The sequence below is a fragment of the Sphingobacterium sp. UBA5670 genome, from assembly GCF_002420705.1.
In the GTDB taxonomy this organism is placed as follows: domain Bacteria; phylum Bacteroidota; class Bacteroidia; order Sphingobacteriales; family Sphingobacteriaceae; genus Sphingobacterium.
In genome coordinates this window covers 73,463-91,842 of record NZ_DIIM01000010.1, presented here as the reverse complement: position 1 = coordinate 91,842, position 18,380 = coordinate 73,463, and the positions used below count along the sequence as shown (strand labels likewise).

The window sequence follows — 18,380 nt, the reverse complement described above, 5'->3', positions numbered from 1 at the left end:
TGCTTGCTTGCTTGCTTGCTTAGTAAAAAATATTGAATGTAAGGGAGCTTAGTACCCAGTATTTTGTTTCAACGTCCCTTTACTATTATCAATTACAGCTTGTGGAATTGGCCACAATTCATTTTTTCCAGCTTTAAATGTTCTATTTTCTGAGAAAAAACGATCTGTCAAGGAAGTATAGGTAACCTTACCCGTTTTAGGATCAACTGTACCTTTTGACAGTGCACCGTTTACCGGACCATTCATCACATCTTTGGCTATTCCCCAACGAATAATATCAAAGCGACGGCGTCCCTCTCCAGCCAGTTCGACCCGCAGCTCACGACGTACCAATTCACGCAATTTGCTCTGACCGCTATAAACTGCTTTATCTACTTTTGGCATTTTCGCACGTACGCGAACCAAATCGATATTATCATACACTGTATTGTCGATAATACCCAATTCAATCTTTGCTTCCGCATTTAACAAAAGCATTTCAGCATAACGCATCACAATAATGTTGGTACCGACGTTCCAAATGTTCGCATAACTGCTTGGGTTTTGGATATATTTTTTATAGTTGTATGCGGTACTAGATGCATTATCCGGACCAGAAGGATAGTCTTCCGATTTTGGATTTAATGGATCAAAATATTTACCGTTATAAAGCGCTCCCGGATAAACAATAGTTGCACCTAAGCGGGGATCTCTTTTTTCATACGGATTTGCTGGATCGTATGATTTCGACTCGCCAATAGTCTGTCCATCGGCAGTTTCGTAAGCATCCACCAAACTTTGTGTTGGTACAATAGATCCCCATCCGCCCATTGAATTGGGTAACATAATACCAAGTGATGTATATCCTTGAATATTTACCAAATATTCAATATTCATCATGACTTCACTATTATTTTCGTTTGCTTCTTCAAATAAGGTCGCATAATCATCGAATAATTTATAATTAGCCGAGGAAATTATCTCCTGTGTCGTATTGATGACATCCTGATATTTCTTTTCAAAAGCATAACAACGCGCCAATAAACCCAGCGCTGCACCTTTGGACATGCGTCCCCCTCCTTTGGCATAAGACAGATCAGCAGCTGCTTCTTTCAATTCTTTTTCAACAAATTCCAATACTTCTTTTTGCGTATTTGCGGGCGCAAATGAATTCTCTGTCGTCAAAGTTTTGGTAACGATTGGTACACCACCAAATAGGGTTGCCATATCGAAATACTTGTAAGCCCGTATCACGCGTACCTCAGCGATCAATCGTTTTTTCTTGTCGGCATTAACAGGTGATTTTTCTATATTTTCCAAAATATAATTGGCACGACGGATATGCTCGAATGTATAGCGTGCCTCCGCGTTTCCAGAGTTTGTCGGTGTTGCCGTGCCATTACCTAAAGCCTGAAAACCTTCCCAAGGAAAATCACTATTGGAGTTATCCGAAGTACAGTCCATGTAAAAGATCTGGGTACCGTCTTCCCAAGCAGATCCTTCGGTAAGCTTGCCATCACTTCCCCTTGTACCACTATACAATCCTGTTACAGCAAAGTCGGTTTCCGCTTCCGTTTTCCAAAAATTATCGGCATTATATGCATCCAACGGCTCCTGATCGAGTTTTTGACAGGAGAACAATAAGGTGGCTACGCTCAATGCGATCGTTATATTTCTAAGTTTCATGATTTTCAATTAAAAGTTTACGTTAAGACCAAACACATTTGTTTTCACCTGTGGGTAGTAATTACCTCTAGAATCCGCTGGTGCCTCTGGATCAAATCCTTTAGCAAATCCAGTAAAGGTCAAGAGGTTTTGCCCGCTATAATATAGCTTGGCCCCCTTAATACCGATTCTATCCGTAAACGTTTTTGGTAAGGTATAACCAAAGGTGATATTCTTCAAGCGGACATAACTTGCATTCTGGATCCAGAAATCGGAAGGAGTGCCTGAAGGACTATTTTGTGACCAACTGGTCAATGCCCTCGGCATAGAGCCATTTGGATTGGTCTCTGCATTGAAACGATCTGCAAAAATAGTTGTCGGTTTATCAGATCCCGAGATCCCGCCAATGGCTTCACCCCAAAGATAACCTTGTACTTTAGCCGCACCTTGGAAGAATAAGCTCAGATCAAAGTTTTTATAACTCATATTAGAGGTCAGACCAAAGATAAATTTTGGATCTGGCGATCCTAGATATACACGGTCATTTCCATCGATTTTTTTATCGCCATTCTGATCTTTATAGATAATATCACCAGCACCTACAGTTCCGTTCACGCCTTGAATGCCACTGTTTTTATATTCTTCGTCCGAACGATAGATTCCGGCTGTTTCGTAGCCATAAAACGAACGGATTGGTCGTCCCTGCTCATAGATATAGAAAGTTCCATTGACCTGCGGTTCGTCACTAGCCCATTTTTTAATTTGGTTGTTGATATAAGAACCATTTGCGGCAATACTATATTTGAAATCTCCGATACTATTTTGATAGTTTACTTGTAGCTCTACCCCATTATTTTGCACTTTCCCTGCATTTTGGTAAGGCGCTGGAAGGCCATATAAATTCGATACGGGCAGTTTTAACAACACTCCGTCAGTTTTACGGTCAAAGTATTCAAATACAAATCCCAAATTATTTTTGAAATTCAGGTCCAAACCAATATTGGTACTTGTCGTTGACTCCCATTTCAAAATTGGGTTTGCGGATTCAACAATGGCTCCGCCGGAACTTATCTCACCACCAAAGGAGTAATTATAGCCAGGAGAAATGGTAAATAAACCTGGATAATAAGCATCGGAAGAAGGATATGAATTGTCTGATGTTGCCGCTAATTGTTGATTTCCGAGTTTACCCCAACCACCTCTTAATTTCAATTCTGAGATTGCATCGGACAAAGAAGATTCTTTAAAGAAATCTTCCTGAGAAATACGCCATCCTGCTGAGAACGAAGGGAACGTACTCCAACGGTTTGCGCCTAAGAATCGGGATGTTCCATCACGTCTTACATTTGCTTCCAATAAATATTTATCTGCAAAGGCATAATTGATACGTCCAAAAAACGATCTTAAAATTAATTTTTTGGCACCGCCATCAACTTTCATTCCATCCTTGCTGCCCAAATTCAATTCTGAAAAATCATTATTCAAGAACCCTTGTGCGTAAGCACTGGAGTAATCTGCACGGAATGTTTCGTCCATAAAACCGCCTAAAACATTGATCTGATGGTTACCAATTTTTTTATCGTAGGTCAATAAGGTTTGAAAAGTCAATCGTTCGGATTGGAAGTTATAAACAGTCAAATTATTCACCCCTTGCTTAGGCCCCAAATCACCATTTGGCGCGTAGTATTGGATGTCTTTGACAAATTTGGAAGACATATTGTCGATCGGTTGAAATCCAATGACCTGTTTGATTTTCAATCCATCTATGATCTTAAATTCGCCGGAGAAATTGACCTGTGTATGTTTATAGACCATATTATCCTTTGCCTCCTGATCCATCCAAGCTATTGGGTTACCATCGCTACCGCGACCATATACACCATTGCTGTATTTGTATGGAATGAAACTAGGAATACGGTTTACCTGTCTAAAGATCTGCGCCATATCACCAGTATAAGGGTTTACCGGTTCTGTAATACGTTGATAATTATAAGCCAAGCCCAAATCAAAACGGAGTCTAGAGGACACTTTTGCACCAATATTTGTCCGTAAATTATAGCGGTCTGAGCTAGCTACTTTAATAACCCCTTTTTGCCCTAAATAGCCTCCGGACGCCATATACTGTACATCTTCTGTTCCACCTGTAACCTGCAAATTATGTGATTGCTGGAAACCTGTTCCTTTATATAACAGTCCTAACCAATCCGTATTGGGATGCCCATCCGGATCAGATCCATTTTTGAAAAGTTCCAGATCCTGCTGGGAGAAACGTTGTGTCTTCCCCTCATTTTTAAGAGCTTCATTTAAGATCACGGCATGATCATAGGAATTCATGTATTCCGGCAAACGTGTTGGATCCTGAATACCCGCATATCCCGTATAATTCAATTGTGGTTTGCCGCTACCGCCCTTTTTCGTTGTAATCAAAATAACACCATTAGCAGCTTTCGATCCATAGATCGCTGCACTAGGTCCATCTTTCAATACGGAAACACTTTCAATATCATTTGGATTGATGTTATTCATTGAGCTTTCTATTCCATCTACAATAACCAACGGATTCGCATTGTTGATCGTACCCAAACCACGGATTCGGATTGTACCGTTGTCTTTACCGGGCTGTCCTGAATTTTGAGTAATTGTTACACCCGAAAATTTACCCTGGATCGCTGAAGATACATTTGTGACGGGACGGTCCTGTAGATCCTTTGACGTGATCGCCTGTACAGCACCAGTTAGATTTACTTTCTTTTGTTTGGCAAATCCCACAACAACAACTTCTTCCAAAGCCTCATTGTTACTTTCGAGCTGAATTGACAGGGTCGTCCCTGTAACAGTTACTTCTTTAGTTTTAAAGCCAACGCTACTAACAAGCAAAATATCACCGGCTTTCGCTCGAATTGTAAATGTTCCCTTTGCATCTGTAGAGGTCGAGACTGATGTACCCTTTACCGAAACTGTTGCAGCCGATACCGGACCATCTTCAGCTGTTACTTTTCCCGTAACTTGGTTTTGATCAACCAAATCTGCTGTATGCTTAAATACAACAGGCATATCCGTTGCATGCAGATTTTGCGAAGATGTGATAACAAGAGCAATAGCAAGCAGGCTTACCTTTTGGTTACTTGTAAATTTTGAAATCATAATTAAATAGTTAGTAAAATTGAGTCTGTCAGTTTAGTATTAGATTGACTGGTTCAGCCCATTAAATTAGAGGGATAATTTATGGGAACAAAACAATGATGTCACGAAATCGATTGCGCAAATAACGCAATCGATTGACTTTTATTTCTTGAAATTCACTTTGTCACTTTTTTAGTATAAAAAAACAATGCAACCGGCTGCATCCAACCTACGAGATTGTTGCTATATTAAAAACAAATACTTATATGTTCCATTAATACTTTATTAATGGACTATTAATTGGGTTAATCGATATTTAGCGGGATAACTTAATTATAAATAGATATGATAGCTAAAACGCTCAAATTCCATCTTCTTGGCATCTGTCTACTTTTTTCGGTAGGCTTACTATTCGCACAAAAACAATACGACTCCTATAGCGGCCTTGTTATGGCCGGCTACCAAGGTTGGTTCAATAGTCCTACTGATGGTGCAGACCGCGGATGGTACCATTATCGTGGAAAAAACGGATTCCAACCCGGTTCTACAAATATCGATTTTTGGCCCGACGTCAGCGCCTATCAAAAGACCTATGATAGTCCTTTTATGACAAAAGAAGGCAAGCCCGCTAAGCTTTATAGCGCCCATGATTATTCTTCCGTCAACCTCCATTTCAAATGGATGCAACAATATGGAATCGATGGCGTATTTATGCAACGATTCGTAGGTGAGATTGCCAACCCCAGTGGTCGCAACCACTTCAATACAGTGTTGACTTCGGCTATTCGTTCAGCCAATGAATTTGACCGCGCAATCTGCGTCATGTACGACCTTAGTGGTATAAAAGATGGCGACGACAAAATCTTAATGGACGATGTAGCCGCCCTTGAAAAAGAATGGAACCTCAAAAAGCGTGATCGCGCCAAAACCTATCTTTTTCATCATGGCAAACCACTGATTGCCGTTTGGGGTATCGGATTTAACGACGGTCGCAAATATAATCTCAAAACAGCCGAACGTATTGTCAATTACCTCAAACAAAACGGCTATAGCGTGCTTCTTGGCGTACCGACTTATTGGCGTGAATTACGCCAGGATACTGAATCCGATCCATTTTTGCATGAACTCATCAAAAAATCAGATATCATTATGCCTTGGTTTGTTGGTCGATATAATCAGGCCGGATTCGATCAATTCAAATCCTTAATCAAAGATGATATGGACTGGTGCAAACAACATCAAATCGATTATGCCCCACTTTGCTTTCCTGGATTCTCCTGGACTAACATGACGGGTAGCTCCCGTGCTTTTGTCGCACGTGATTCCGGAAATTTCCTCTGGAAGCAATTACAGTATAACCTTTCAATAGGTGCCCAAATGCTCTACATCGCCATGTTTGATGAAGTCGATGAAGGTACCGCCATATTCAAGACACTGCATCAAAAAGATGTCCCACTTAATGGAACGGGCTCATTTGTCGGTATTGAAGATAATCTTCCAAATGATCATTATCTTTGGTTAACCGGACAGGCAAGCAAATACCTAAAAACCAAAACCTCAGCCCCTGTCAAACAACCAAAAAGAAACTAAAAGATGAAAATAAAAACGTTCCTATACTGCGCACTGCTACTGATGGGCAACAAAACAATTAAGGCACAGCCGTCCACTAAAATGATAGATGTCCCAGCTAGTCAGCGGCAACATAAGATCACGCAATTCTGGACAGACCGCACACAGATTCAATCGGCTGCAAGTCTTTCCGCAGGCCCTTTAACTTTATACTACACACACCCTGCAGGGGTTTGGGAGGAAGCTCTACCGCTCGGTAACGGTCAGCTCGGTGCTATGGTTTTTGGTGGTGTCGCCGATGAACGCGTCCAACTGAACGAAAATACGCTTTGGGCCGGTCATCCGCAGGATCCCAATAATCCCAAGGGAAAAATGTATCTGCCCCGCATACAACAACTTCTTTTTGAAGGTAAAAATAAAGAAGCAATCGACCTTGCAGACACAACTTTGATGGGCTTACCCAAAAACATCAAACCCTATCAGTCGCTTGGCGAACTATGGTTTGATATGCCCCATCTTAAAGCTGAACAGTATACGCGCTCGCTTGATCTTGAGCGTGCATTGCAACAAACAAGCTACGTGTATAATGGTGTTAAGTTCTTCCGCGAGTCATTCATTTCAGCACCTGCCAACGCAATGGTCATGCATTATACAGCAAACAAGAAACAGGCACTCGATTTAAACTTCACCTGGAAAAGAGCCCAAGATTTCAGTTGCACCGCTGATCCGACAGATCCCACACAATTGCTACTTCAGGGTCAGATTGGCCAATCTGCTCCTGCCCTTGAGCGCGGAACAAAGTTTGCCGCAATTGCAAAAGTAATCCTTAAAGGCGGCAAGCTTATCAATGCCGACGGCCGCATAGCGATTACCGGAGCAGATGAGATCACCATCATCATCACCGCTGCTACGGATTATCCCGGATTAAAGCATATCGCCTATCCACAAACCCCGGTGGATATTGATCCGCTTGCAAGCTGCCGCAAGGTAATCAGTAGCCTGAACAAACGGCATTATCAACAGTTAAAACAGGCTCATATAGAAGATTACCAACAGTATTTTAATCGGGTCAAGTTGAATCTTCCAGATCCCGAACAAGATAAACTCGCAAAACTACCAACTGATTCGCTCATTCGGTTAACAAAAGAATTACAAAAGATCCCTAATACGTTGGTCAACAAATTCTTTCAGTTTGGTCGTTACCTTTTAATCAGCAGTTCACGTCCAGGACATATGCCGGCAAATTTGCAGGGCTTATGGGCTTGGCAGATGGATCCACCTTGGAATGCGGATTTTCATACCAATATTAATTTGCAAATGAACTATTGGCCTGCCGAGGTAACCAATCTTTCTGAATTGCATAAACCCCTATTTGACCTAACGAAGGCATTAATCCCTTTTGGTGAGCGTACCGCAAGCAAGCTCTATGGAGCCAAAGGCTGGGTGGTACATCATCTCACCGATGCCTGGGGTTACACAGCTCCAGCCGATGGTGTCCAGGGAATATGGCCCATGGGATCGGCCTGGATGGCGCAGCATCCCTGGGAACATTATAGCTATACAGGCGACAGACAATTTTTAAAAGTCCAGGCTTACCCTATTATGAAAGGAGCGGCTGAATTTATTTTGGATTTTATGGTCAAAATCCCCCAAGGTAATTCATTCGCCGGTTATTGGACGACCAACCCCTCACATTCCCCTGAGAACAGTTTTATCCTACCATCAGGTGAAGTTTCCAGTTTTACCTACGGTGCCACCATGGATACACAGATTATCCGCGACCTCCTCCAAAACTGTGTTGAAGCCACAAAGCTCTTAGATTGCGATCCTGAATTCAGGCAACGCTGCCAAGCTGCCTTGACAAAACTGATCCCAACACAGGTCAGCAAAGAAACAGGCCGCATTATGGAATGGATCGAAGATTACAAAGAGACTGAGGTAAATCATAGGCATACGTCACATTTATTTGGGCTACACCCAAGCAACCAAATTTCAATCGTTAATACGCCCGAACTAGCCGAAGCAGCAAAAAAGACGCTATTAAGTCGGGGCGATCATGGTACTGGTTGGAGCCTGGCCTGGAAAATCAATATGTGGAATAGATTGCATGACGGAGAACATGCCTACCGCTTATTGTATAACCTGATCAGTGATAAGACACTGCCCAATCTGTTCGATAATCACCCACCTTTCCAAATTGACGGGAACTTTGGCGCGACCGCTGCAATTGCAGAAATGCTGCTGCAAAGCCAGGTCAGGGACAAAAACAACAATTACCTCATCGAACTGCTACCCGCTTTAAGCCACAAGATGGACCAGGGAAGCATAACCGGACTTAAAGCAAGAGGAAATCGTACGGTGAATATACAGTGGGAAAACGGTAAGCTTAAGGAAGCCGAAATCCTACCTAGCAGTAATGGTCCAGTCTGTATCAGCTATGCAGGTAAACAGATCGAACGGAATGGAACAAAAGGTACAGCAGTCTTGATTACCCCCGATATGTTTCAATAAGGGAGCATCCATATTTGAGCTGCTTATCAAAGTTTTGGTTATTCGATTTAAAACAAGGCGAATATCCTACCGCGTATAGACAATAGGACAAAGCTATCCATAAACAAAAGCGCTGTAGATCGATGATCAACAGCGCTTTTTACTTTTTTACTTTCTGGCATACTCATGCTGGTAAGCAAGCTTTGTTAGTTCCCCCAATTTCGATTTGCTCTATCCCCCATCACAAATTCCAGTGTGCCACCTTTCAGCACATCGGCATGGGTCAGCTGTGGAACGTTCAGCGGTTGCCCATTTAATTTCGCCGATTGAATGTATTTGTTTTTTGCAGATGCATTCTTGCCAATAATTACAAAAGACTTGCCATTCGGAAGCTGTATGCTTACTTTCTGAAAAAATGGAGATCCGATGCTGTAGGAAGTCAGACCTGGAGTTACAGGATAGAAGCCCATTTGGGAAAATACCACAAAAGCAGACATACCCCCACCATCTTCATCACCCGGTACACCCATTAGATCGTTTCTAAACCACTCGCCGATCAGTTTATGTATCCGTTTCTGTGTCATCCAAGGTTGTCCGGCGTAATTGTAGAGATAAGGAATATGCAAAGCCGGCTCGTTCGCCATAGAAAATTGTCCAACATTACCTGTATGATCTGGAAGCTGTGCATAAAAATCAAATTTCGACCGCCCCAAAGGCTGCTGAAACATCTCATCGAGGTACTTGACAAACAATTCATTTCCTCCCATCAATTTGATCAGATCCGGAATGTTGTGTTGTACATCCCAGCGATAGATCCAGGCATTGTTTTCACCATAATATTCCCGTGCTCCTTGTCCGCCAGAAAACACATAATCAAAAGGCATAATGAAATTTCCCTTGTCATCTTTAGGATGGAAAAATTTGGTCTGTTCGTTGAAAAGATTTCGATAATTGAAAGATTGCTTCATAAAGAGATCATAATCAGACTGAATACCCAATTCTTGAGCAAGCTGTGCCAAGCACCATAAGTCGTAAGAGGTACCCAAGGTTACAGCGACCGGTTGTCTCCGTTCAAAACCGTTTACCTCTGGTATCGTTTCTTTTTCACCTGGATATAATGCTGGAATATAGCCTTTCTCCTTAAAAAACTCGTCTAATTTCCCCGCGGCTTTACCCGACCAAGGAGCTAATGTCTTTTCTGTAATCGCACCTTTTGCTGCCAGATAGGCTTTCTTGATATCAAAATTACGCACTCCTTTGCGGTAAGCATCCAACAAAGTTGCTACACCATGATTGGAATTCATCCGTCTACTATCACCGGTAATCTCAGGGAAAGTAGGCAACCAAGGCTGCTCCATTTGTTCAGACATCCGGACAAAAGAATTGAGGATCAAGGATTCTGTGCCAGGCTCTAACAGTACCCGCAATGGATGATGTGCACGGTAGGAGTCCCAGATCCAGTCATCGGTAAAAAAAGGTTTGCCCTCGTCCTGATGTACCTTACCGTCGAACGCACTATAATAACGTCCATCCTCAGAAATATTGACTGGACGTTCGTAGGTGCGATATAAGGAGGTATAAAACACATGTTTATTGGACTCATTGTCGCCTTCCACAGCAATTTTACCTAAAGCGTCGTTCCATATTTTACGTCCTTTTTCGGCGAGCTTCTTTTGGTCAAAGTCGCTGATTTCACGCTTCAAATTGGCTTTTGCTTGTGCCGCATCAATAAATGAAACGCCATATTTCATACGTAAGCTAGCCCCTGCTTGATTAAACTCCAGTACCAGACAAGAATTCTTACCAGCAGCGTCCGTGGCATTTTCCAGTTGTTGCCCTTGCAGTCGCTTTACAGCAACAGGTTTGGATTCGGGAACGGCATAAATATACACATGCGTGCCATTACCAATATCCTGCATACCCGAAAGTCCCTGTCCGTCCCATTGAAGTTTCCCCTCCTGTGAGTTGAACTGAAGATATTTTGTCGAAGTTCCAGGAAAAGTAAAGGTATACATGCCCGACTGATGCGATAACGCATAGTCTACCTGAATATTCTCTTGATCCAATAACACGGAATACGCATACGGATGAATTTCCTCCTGATCGTAACTATACAATTGTACCGGTTTCAAACCGCTTGGTAATTTTACCATTGGGCTAAGGTTGAAAGCCGATCTTCCACGATGGCTGGTAACGATAAGCGGCAGACCAAACAGACGGTCGGAAGTATAGTCTCCCCGCTCAGGATAAACGCGCAAAAGGCTGTTTGGCAAGTGAACCGTTGGGTAGGTTGGCACCAATAAATGGCTGATATTTCCCATATAAGGATTGACATAGTCAACATAATCTTTCGTCGTTTTAGCTTGGGAAAAACCTTTTAGCATACTGACCGAAAGAAGAGAACAGCAACATATTGTGCGTAACAATGTATTGGTTTTACGTTTGATATTCTTCGTTAGCATTTTAAACAATTAAGTGTTCGATGGTTTAAGGGCGAAACAGTTGTTCCGCCCTTAAAGTTAATTTTTTTTGGCAACATATCGTCTTCGTGCCCATCGATTATTTGGGACCTGTCAATAAGCCAGTCTGCTTTACCTTCTTGATACTACCGTCCTTATTGTACTCTAAGCGGTCTACGCAAATAGAGCGAAGCCAATCGTTGAATTCGCCATTTTTTTGTGACAATTCACTGTTATGGTAAAAAGCGTACCATTTACCTTTAAACTTGACAATGGAGCCATGGTTTGTATAGCTATTCGTCGGATCCATATAGATGCCCATTGATTTCCATGGTCCCATTGGGCTATCACTTACCGCATAGCACATGCGGTTATCCCCTTTTACTCCATCTTTCCAGTTTTCATCGTGATTATCAGAATAGGACAGATAATATTTTCCATTATACTTGTGTACCCAAGAAGCTTCGTGAAAATCTTCTAAGCCTTCCATCTTTTGCAATTCACCGTCAATCTCCATCATATTGTCTTTGAGCTTACCTGCTTTACAGACACCACCGCCCCCCTGATAAAAATAGGCCTGCCCATTATCATCGATAAAGATATGTGGATCAATAAGTGCTTCGGCACCTTTTACATAGCCCTGTACCACAAAATCCTTTGCTGGTGATTTACTTGTAGCTACACCAATTTTCCAGGTCTTATTCCACTCCGTACCACTTGGATGTGGAAAATAAAAATAATAAGTACCATTTTTATAGACACAATCCGGAGCCCACATAAATCCACCTTCTTTTCTACCCCATGGTACTTGTGAGGCGCGTAATATTTCGCCATGATCCGTCCATGTTTTCATATCCGCAGTCGAAAACACATGGTACTGATCCATCAGATCGCAACCTTGGGGCGGAGCAATATCATGTGAGGCGTACACATACAGGCGACCATCGGCCCATACCCGTGCCGAAGGGTCTGCGGTATACATATGTTTGATAAATGGATTATCTTGCGCCTGCAAGTGTGTGGCAAAAAATAATGTCATGCCCAATAGGCATCTGGAACCTGCTTTAATAAATTGTTTCATCCGAATAATTATTTAGTATTGAGTAGTAGAAGCGGGCACCAAGTCCCGCTTATTGTTTAGATTCTTTATTTAAGGTACTTTAATAACTTCCACTTCCGAATAATTGAATTTTTCGTAGGTGTCTCGCACTTTTGCACCCATCCGTACATAATAGGTATACCCTGATTTCAATGGAATATCCTTGATTGTGTAAGTTTCCTTCCCTTCTCCGGTCTGCATATTGCCGATATTTTCCCAGTTTTGATTGATCAATGCGCGATATTCATCCTTATAATATGCATCAATACGGTTTCCAGCCCCACAGTATGGTGTCAGACTCAGGAATGGGCGAACCTCAATCACTTGCGGCAATCCACCCGTAATAGGTGCAGCAAGCGTACAGGAGATTTCCAATTTATTTTCCGCTTTTAAGGTCCACTTCACATTTTTGATCTGTAGGTAGGGTGTCACCTCAAAGTTTTGCTCTGCATTAGCACCCAGTTGGTAACTTTCGATCTTCTGTGCTGGCCAAAAGGCACCACCATAGGGCTGGAGGGTATACGTTGCCTGAAAGAGTTTTGTATGGTTATACGATCCGTCCTGCTTGACGGCAATATCCTGCGGTGCGGGATTGTCGCTCCAACTGGTTTCTAGCAAACGGATGCTAAATTCGCCCTGGCCGGTCAGGAAGGGTTTATTCGTTACCTTGTCAATAACCTGCCCTTTCATACTCGCATTCGGGCCATCGTAATTGTCTGTTTTCGAACAGGCATTTAAAAATAACAGGCCTGTCAATGCTGTCAGTAAATATATTGTTCTCATTTCCGCTCAATTAGTAAATAGGGTTCTGTGGATATAGATTAGGGTTTTTGTTCAGTTCTCCACCCGGAATAGGTTCATAGTACCATTTCTTTTCAAAGTTGAACGTCTTGTTCCAAGGTTCTTTTTCGCGAATAAAAATAAAGGAGTTGATCCGTTCGCCGCCTGGAGCATATTTCAGTTCATCCAATACAAGGTAAGGCATCAGTGAATTGGGTACAAAGTTGTTGAGCTCCACATCTGCGATGCGCCATCTCCGCATATCCCACCAATGGTGATTTTCAAAGCAAAGTTCACGTTCGCGCTCCTCGCGTATAAATTGCAGATTTCCATCCAAGGGATAACCATATTTACCGGAGAGGTTTGCCGAAGCAGCTGTATAGAGATAAGGCTTGGCATCAGCACGATTACGGATCTGCGCGATGTATTGAAATGCTTCCTGTTTAAGTGCTTCATCATTTTTGATCAGGCCAAGTTCATAAGCAGCTTCTGCTTTATTTAAAAGTATCTCTGCGAGTCTAAAGACCTTCCAGGGTTGTGTACTGTTATATAACTTCACATCCTTGGTAGACATTTTATAATTAATGTATTTACGGATGTAAAATCCAGTTCGGGTATTGTTGGCATGTCCATCTTTCCACATGCCATGCTCGCCTGTTATGTTAATCTTCGTACCATTGTAATCAAACAGGCTATTTTTGGGGCCAGCCAAGATTCGATTTGACTCGCTATTTATCGCCGCAGTACCCGCGCCCATCTGCGCATCAGCAGCCTTACCGGGAAAGGTTTTATAGAGTCCACGCTGAATATCAAAACTCCGTCTTTCGGCGCCTTCGCGTAATTCCATTCCCGAGAAATAAAATGTAGCCCGCTGACGAGGTTCCAAATCAGCATACAGCTGTTTACGGTCCGTATAGCGTACTGGTTTTCCACCGGCATCCGTGATTGGAAGTTCACCGAATAACTCCACGACATTCAATACGGGGTATGCCGCAGACTCATTGTCACTTGAAAAGGTCGGATTGGGTAGGTGCGTGGCGTCATAGCTATGTTTAAGACGATTGTTGTGCGATGCAGTGAGGCTATATTCCTTGATCAGAATATCCTCGGGGCTATCTAAGTCCAAAAACAAATTCACATAGTTAAGTTCCTTATCCTGGGCATTCTTATTATACAAACTGTACGGCCCTGCCAACACTGTTGTTGCAGCATCATAAGCCTGTTTGAAGAACCATTCCGCTTCTTCCTTTTTGATACCCACCAACTGCTTGTCTGTGGCGTCGCCGGACAGATTACTATACGAGCTATATTTAGCAATGCTACCGGCATACAACATGGCGCGGGAAAGTAATGCCGCGGCCACATATTTATTGGCGCGGCCCCGCTCGCTGCTTCCAGACATCATGGAAATTGCCACCTGCAAGTCTTCATTGATAAAATGATAAACCTCAGATTCTTTATTTCTGCTAACCAAGAGCTGTTCTTTATCAGCTGTTGGATCCTGTACGTCTTTTATAATAGGTACCCCGCCGTAACGCTTAACCAAAGCAAAATAATAGAAAGCACGTAGGAAATGAGCTTCCCCTAAGATCTGATTATACCCCTGTTCCGTATAATTGGCTTTGTATTTTGGCAGTCCTGCAATCAGGGTATTGACATTCCGGATGCGATCATATGGCCAGTAACCAAAGCCCTGTGCCCCTGCTACCCCCCAAAATTGCCCGGTCATCTCGCCACTCATGGCCGCAAGCGTTTCCGAATTTTGCCAATAATTGTCCCACCTAAATCCTCTTTCTGGATGATATACAAAGTCTTCTATGGGCAGATAGCTGTACATTCCGGCGACATATTTACGTGCTCCAGCCTCATTTCCAAAAAGTGCATCTTCACCCAATACTCCTAATGGATCCAAATCCATCTTTTTACAGGATTGTATGCCCGAGCACAGAAAAAGGCCAATGATTGCTATAGCGATTGATTTTTTCATGTTTTGTTCGTTTTGAGATTAAAATTTAATGGATGCTCCAATGTTGTAGGTTTTATTGATGGGATATTTGTACACATCAATATCACCCGATGAAGAACCTCCGGCAGATCCTGGGTGCTCAGGATCGGTATATTTGAGACCTGTCCATGTCAACAGGTTATAAGCACTCGCATAGATCCTTAGATTCTTTATTTTTAATGTTTTCAACCATTGTTGCGGGAGAGAATAACCCAGTTCTAAGGTTTTCAGGCGCAGATAGGAGGCATTTTGAACTGCCCGGGTTCCTTCGGCCATGGCTGAGCCAGTAGAAGGATAATATCCAGCAAGCCATTGTGTGCTTGGGTTAAATAGATCGGCACCGGCATCAACTGGTCTCCAGCGATCCAAAAACTGCGTCAAAGCACCGCCGTCAAACTGCAGTGGTCCTGCCAGTACCTCACTATACTGTACATATACTTTTGCTGCCCCCTGAAAATTCATCGTCAGATCCAGACCTCGCCACGATCCGCCTACCGTAAAACCATAGTTGATCAAAGGCATGTTGTATGTTGCAATAGGATGATTGTCGGCATCGTTGATTACCCCATCACCGTTCCAGTCCTGATAGTAATAATCACCAGGCAATGTACCGCTGCTTACCAATGTTGGGTGGTTATAAATCTGTTCATAAGATCCAAACTGTCCAGCATATTCCTTGCCCCACCAGATATCTTTATTACGATTAGAATAGCGGTTACGCCAGTTGTCGTACGAATTACCTGCTTTTGATTCTACGCGGTTTACAAATTGACTCTTGGTTGAAGAAACCTGCGCATTGATAAAATAATTGAAATCATTGATCTTATTGCGATGGGTCAAAGAGAGCTCATAGCCGAACGTGCGATCGCTTTCCAGATTTTCCTGCGGTAGGTTGGCACCAACAGTACCAGGGATCAAGTCAAGGCTTGTCGCTAGAAGGCCTGAGCGATTACGGTTAAAATAATCAAAAGTCAAGCCCAGCTTGCCGTTCCATAGATCCATATCTAAACCCACGTCAGCAGTTTTGGAAGTATACCAAGTGAGATTAGGGTTGGGAATTGCTGTAGGCAGGGCCCCATTCACGAGGTTTCCACCAAAGATCCACCCCGTCTCATTGGGTTCCAGTGCATAACCAACGATGGTTGAAGGGTAATTACCTGCCGAACGGTCATCCCCCAGCTTACCATAGGATGCCCTTATTTTTAAGTTATTGATAAAATTGTAGTTGTTTTTAATAAAACCTTCTTCGCTGATACGCCAGCCCACCGAGGCTGCCGGGAAAAATCCCCAGCGCGATTCTTTTGGAAATTTAGATGAGCCATCATAACGAAAACTAAATTCGGCAATGTATTTACCCAAATAATCGTAATTGAACTTACCGACTAAACCTCGTGCTGTACGTTCGCCAATACCTTCCATATTTGCCAATTGGTTCTTGTCCTCACCAGCAAATAGATATTCCGAATTGACCATGATCTCCCGCTGTGCATAGAAACTATCCCATTTGTTATATTCTTCGACGAAAAGCAATAAACCGGAGACCTGATGTTTTTCGGCAAAACGACGGTTATAATTCAACGAGAATTGCATCAGGGAATGTGTATCCGGATAAGAACTCCGTCTCACGGTCGTAGGGGCATTTTTCTCGTGTGCATTATACTTTTCCGGAGTTATAATCTGGCCGTTACCATCATACACCGGTGGTGTATAGCTATATAAAAAATAGGATTTTTTGAAATCCGTGTTGTCACTGTACTTGAAGTCATAATTATAGGTTGCCTTCGCATTTAAGCCTTCCACAAAGGGTACTTTATAGTCTAAAGCGATAATACCGTTGAATTGCTTACGTAAAAATTTACGATAGCCAGTCTGTTTGGAGTCCGTTACCACGACCGGATTTTCGTTATCGATCATCTCAAAATTCGGATAAAGGGGATTGTCATTAACATAGATCGGCACAATAGGTCTTTGTCTCCAGGCCTGTTTGTAGACCGCCCAGATATCCGTACGTGGTTGGTTGGTCTCATCAGCATAACCGCCCAGATCCAAGGATGCTTTCAGACGATCTGTGATCTGCGCATCGATGTTGGACCGGAAATTCCAGCGGTTGTAGTTGAGGCTCTTGCTTTTGTAGGCTCCCATCTGATCCATATGACCCAGGTTGAAGAAATAATTAACTTTCTTGCCGCCACCGTTGATGGAAAGATTGTGCTGGTATTGTGGTGATACTTTGTCAAATGCCGCATCGACATAATTGGATGTCTTTTTTGTGCCGTTCTGATACGCTTCAAAATCTGCTGGCCCAAAAATATGAGGCATCTTCGCCGGATAATTGCTATTAAAATCGCGACCTATCTGTTCATTTTTAAGCTGCATATAAGCTAGGGCATCCACCGTATTGGGAACATAAAGAAACTTTTGCCAGGCACGATTATAGGAATAGTTTATTTCAAAGTTTCCATCTTCGTTACTTCCCCGGCGTGTGGTTACCAAAAGAACACCATTCGCCGAGCGCACACCGTAAACAGCTGCTGAAGCATCCTTTAATACGGATACACTTTCGATTTCATTGGCATCCATGCGCGACAGATAATCTTTATCACGGGGGATTCCGTCAACCACAATCAGGGGCTCACCCATTCCACGAATGTCGATATTTGATTCAAACGATCCCGGTTGGCTCGACTGTTGGCTGATACGGACACCGGGCATCTTACCGGCTAACATATTGACTACATTTTCATTTTTTGTTACCGTGATTTCTTTATTGTTCACCGATGATATCGCCCCTGTTAACGAAGCCTTTTTCTGCGTGCCATACCCCACAACCACGACCTCTTCCAAACTTGTATTATCTTCGTTGAGCAACACATCCATGAGGCGTTGTTGCCCAACGATTATTTCAGTCTTGCGGTAACCGACAAAAGTGATCACGAGTTTATCTCCCGGCGATGCGTTAATCTTGAATCGCCCCTGACCATCAGACGATGTTGTCTGCCCAGTACGGAGGTCTGTAATGGAAGCCCCAGCGATCAGCTTATCATTTGAAGTCTGCACTTTACCTTCGATCTGCTGTTGCTGCGCGATGGTTGCCATTGGAGACAATAGCAGCAGAGAGGATAATGCCCACTGCCAAGGGTAACGACGGAGCTTGTTCCACGGCAGTGGCCTTTCATTAAAAATGAAGTTTGTTTTCATGTATTGTTTTAAA

The 18,380-nt window shown here is 42.9% G+C and carries 9 protein-coding genes; 2 read left to right on the top strand and 7 right to left on the bottom strand.

Going from position 1 to position 18,380, the window contains the following annotated elements; genetic code table 11:
* Positions 1 to 48: 48 nt before the first annotated feature.
* The gene (locus B3C94_RS09345) at positions 49 to 1,665 is read right to left on the bottom strand and encodes a RagB/SusD family nutrient uptake outer membrane protein (protein WP_293902487.1); all 1,617 of its coding nucleotides are present in this window, start codon (positions 1,663 to 1,665) and stop codon (positions 49 to 51) included.
* A gap of 9 nt (positions 1,666 to 1,674) precedes the next feature.
* Positions 1,675 to 4,788 carry a SusC/RagA family TonB-linked outer membrane protein gene (locus tag B3C94_RS09340; RefSeq protein ID WP_293902484.1) on the bottom strand — a complete coding sequence of 1,038 codons (3,114 nt, stop codon included), beginning with the start codon at positions 4,786 to 4,788 and terminating at the stop codon, positions 1,675 to 1,677.
* 324 nt (positions 4,789 to 5,112) lie between these two features.
* On the opposite strand from B3C94_RS09340, the gene B3C94_RS09335 reads away from it, so the two are divergent.
* Together B3C94_RS09335 and B3C94_RS09330 are read left to right on the top strand one after the other, a co-directional pair.
* A complete protein-coding gene (locus tag B3C94_RS09335; RefSeq protein ID WP_293902481.1) occupies positions 5,113 to 6,357 on the top strand; it encodes a glycoside hydrolase family 71/99-like protein in 1,245 nt (414 codons plus the stop codon).
* 3 nt (positions 6,358 to 6,360) lie between these two features.
* On the top strand, positions 6,361 to 8,847 hold the full coding sequence (locus B3C94_RS09330) for a glycoside hydrolase family 95 protein (protein ID WP_293902478.1): 2,487 nt from the start codon (positions 6,361 to 6,363) through the stop codon (positions 8,845 to 8,847).
* 185 nt (positions 8,848 to 9,032) lie between these two features.
* Here B3C94_RS09330 and B3C94_RS09325 read toward each other — a convergent pair whose 3' ends face one another.
* From B3C94_RS09325 to B3C94_RS09305, 5 genes are all read right to left on the bottom strand, one after another.
* Positions 9,033 to 11,288, bottom strand: coding sequence for a GH92 family glycosyl hydrolase (locus tag B3C94_RS09325; RefSeq protein ID WP_293902476.1), 2,256 nt, complete (start codon positions 11,286 to 11,288; stop codon positions 9,033 to 9,035).
* A 97-nt stretch (positions 11,289 to 11,385) separates the two neighbouring features.
* On the bottom strand, positions 11,386 to 12,366 hold the full coding sequence (locus B3C94_RS09320) for a family 43 glycosylhydrolase (protein ID WP_293902473.1): 981 nt from the start codon (positions 12,364 to 12,366) through the stop codon (positions 11,386 to 11,388).
* 69 nt (positions 12,367 to 12,435) lie between these two features.
* Positions 12,436 to 13,167, bottom strand: a complete 732-nt coding sequence (locus tag B3C94_RS09315; RefSeq protein ID WP_293902471.1) for a DUF3823 domain-containing protein — start codon at positions 13,165 to 13,167, stop codon at positions 12,436 to 12,438.
* A gap of 10 nt (positions 13,168 to 13,177) precedes the next feature.
* Positions 13,178 to 15,151: a RagB/SusD family nutrient uptake outer membrane protein gene (locus tag B3C94_RS09310; protein ID WP_293902468.1), complete on the bottom strand. Its 1,974-nt coding sequence runs from the start codon at positions 15,149 to 15,151 to the stop codon at positions 13,178 to 13,180.
* Between the two features lie 18 nt (positions 15,152 to 15,169).
* On the bottom strand, positions 15,170 to 18,367 hold the full coding sequence (locus B3C94_RS09305) for a SusC/RagA family TonB-linked outer membrane protein (protein WP_293902465.1): 3,198 nt from the start codon (positions 18,365 to 18,367) through the stop codon (positions 15,170 to 15,172).
* Between the last annotated feature and the right edge of the window lie 13 nt (positions 18,368 to 18,380).

Bases quoted from the DNA above. Each gene is read 5' to 3' on its own strand.
- B3C94_RS09345 (WP_293902487.1), bottom strand. From the start codon at position 1,665: ATGAAACTTAGAAATATAACGATCGCATTGAGCGTAGCCACCTTATTG.
- B3C94_RS09340 (WP_293902484.1), bottom strand. From the start codon at position 4,788: ATGATTTCAAAATTTACAAGTAACCAAAAGGTAAGCCTGCTTGCTATT.
- B3C94_RS09335 (WP_293902481.1), top strand. From the start codon at position 5,113: ATGATAGCTAAAACGCTCAAATTCCATCTTCTTGGCATCTGTCTACTT.
- B3C94_RS09330 (WP_293902478.1), top strand. From the start codon at position 6,361: ATGAAAATAAAAACGTTCCTATACTGCGCACTGCTACTGATGGGCAAC.
- B3C94_RS09325 (WP_293902476.1), bottom strand. From the start codon at position 11,288: ATGCTAACGAAGAATATCAAACGTAAAACCAATACATTGTTACGCACA.
- B3C94_RS09320 (WP_293902473.1), bottom strand. From the start codon at position 12,366: ATGAAACAATTTATTAAAGCAGGTTCCAGATGCCTATTGGGCATGACA.
- B3C94_RS09315 (WP_293902471.1), bottom strand. From the start codon at position 13,167: ATGAGAACAATATATTTACTGACAGCATTGACAGGCCTGTTATTTTTA.
- B3C94_RS09310 (WP_293902468.1), bottom strand. From the start codon at position 15,151: ATGAAAAAATCAATCGCTATAGCAATCATTGGCCTTTTTCTGTGCTCG.
- B3C94_RS09305 (WP_293902465.1), bottom strand. From the start codon at position 18,367: ATGAAAACAAACTTCATTTTTAATGAAAGGCCACTGCCGTGGAACAAG.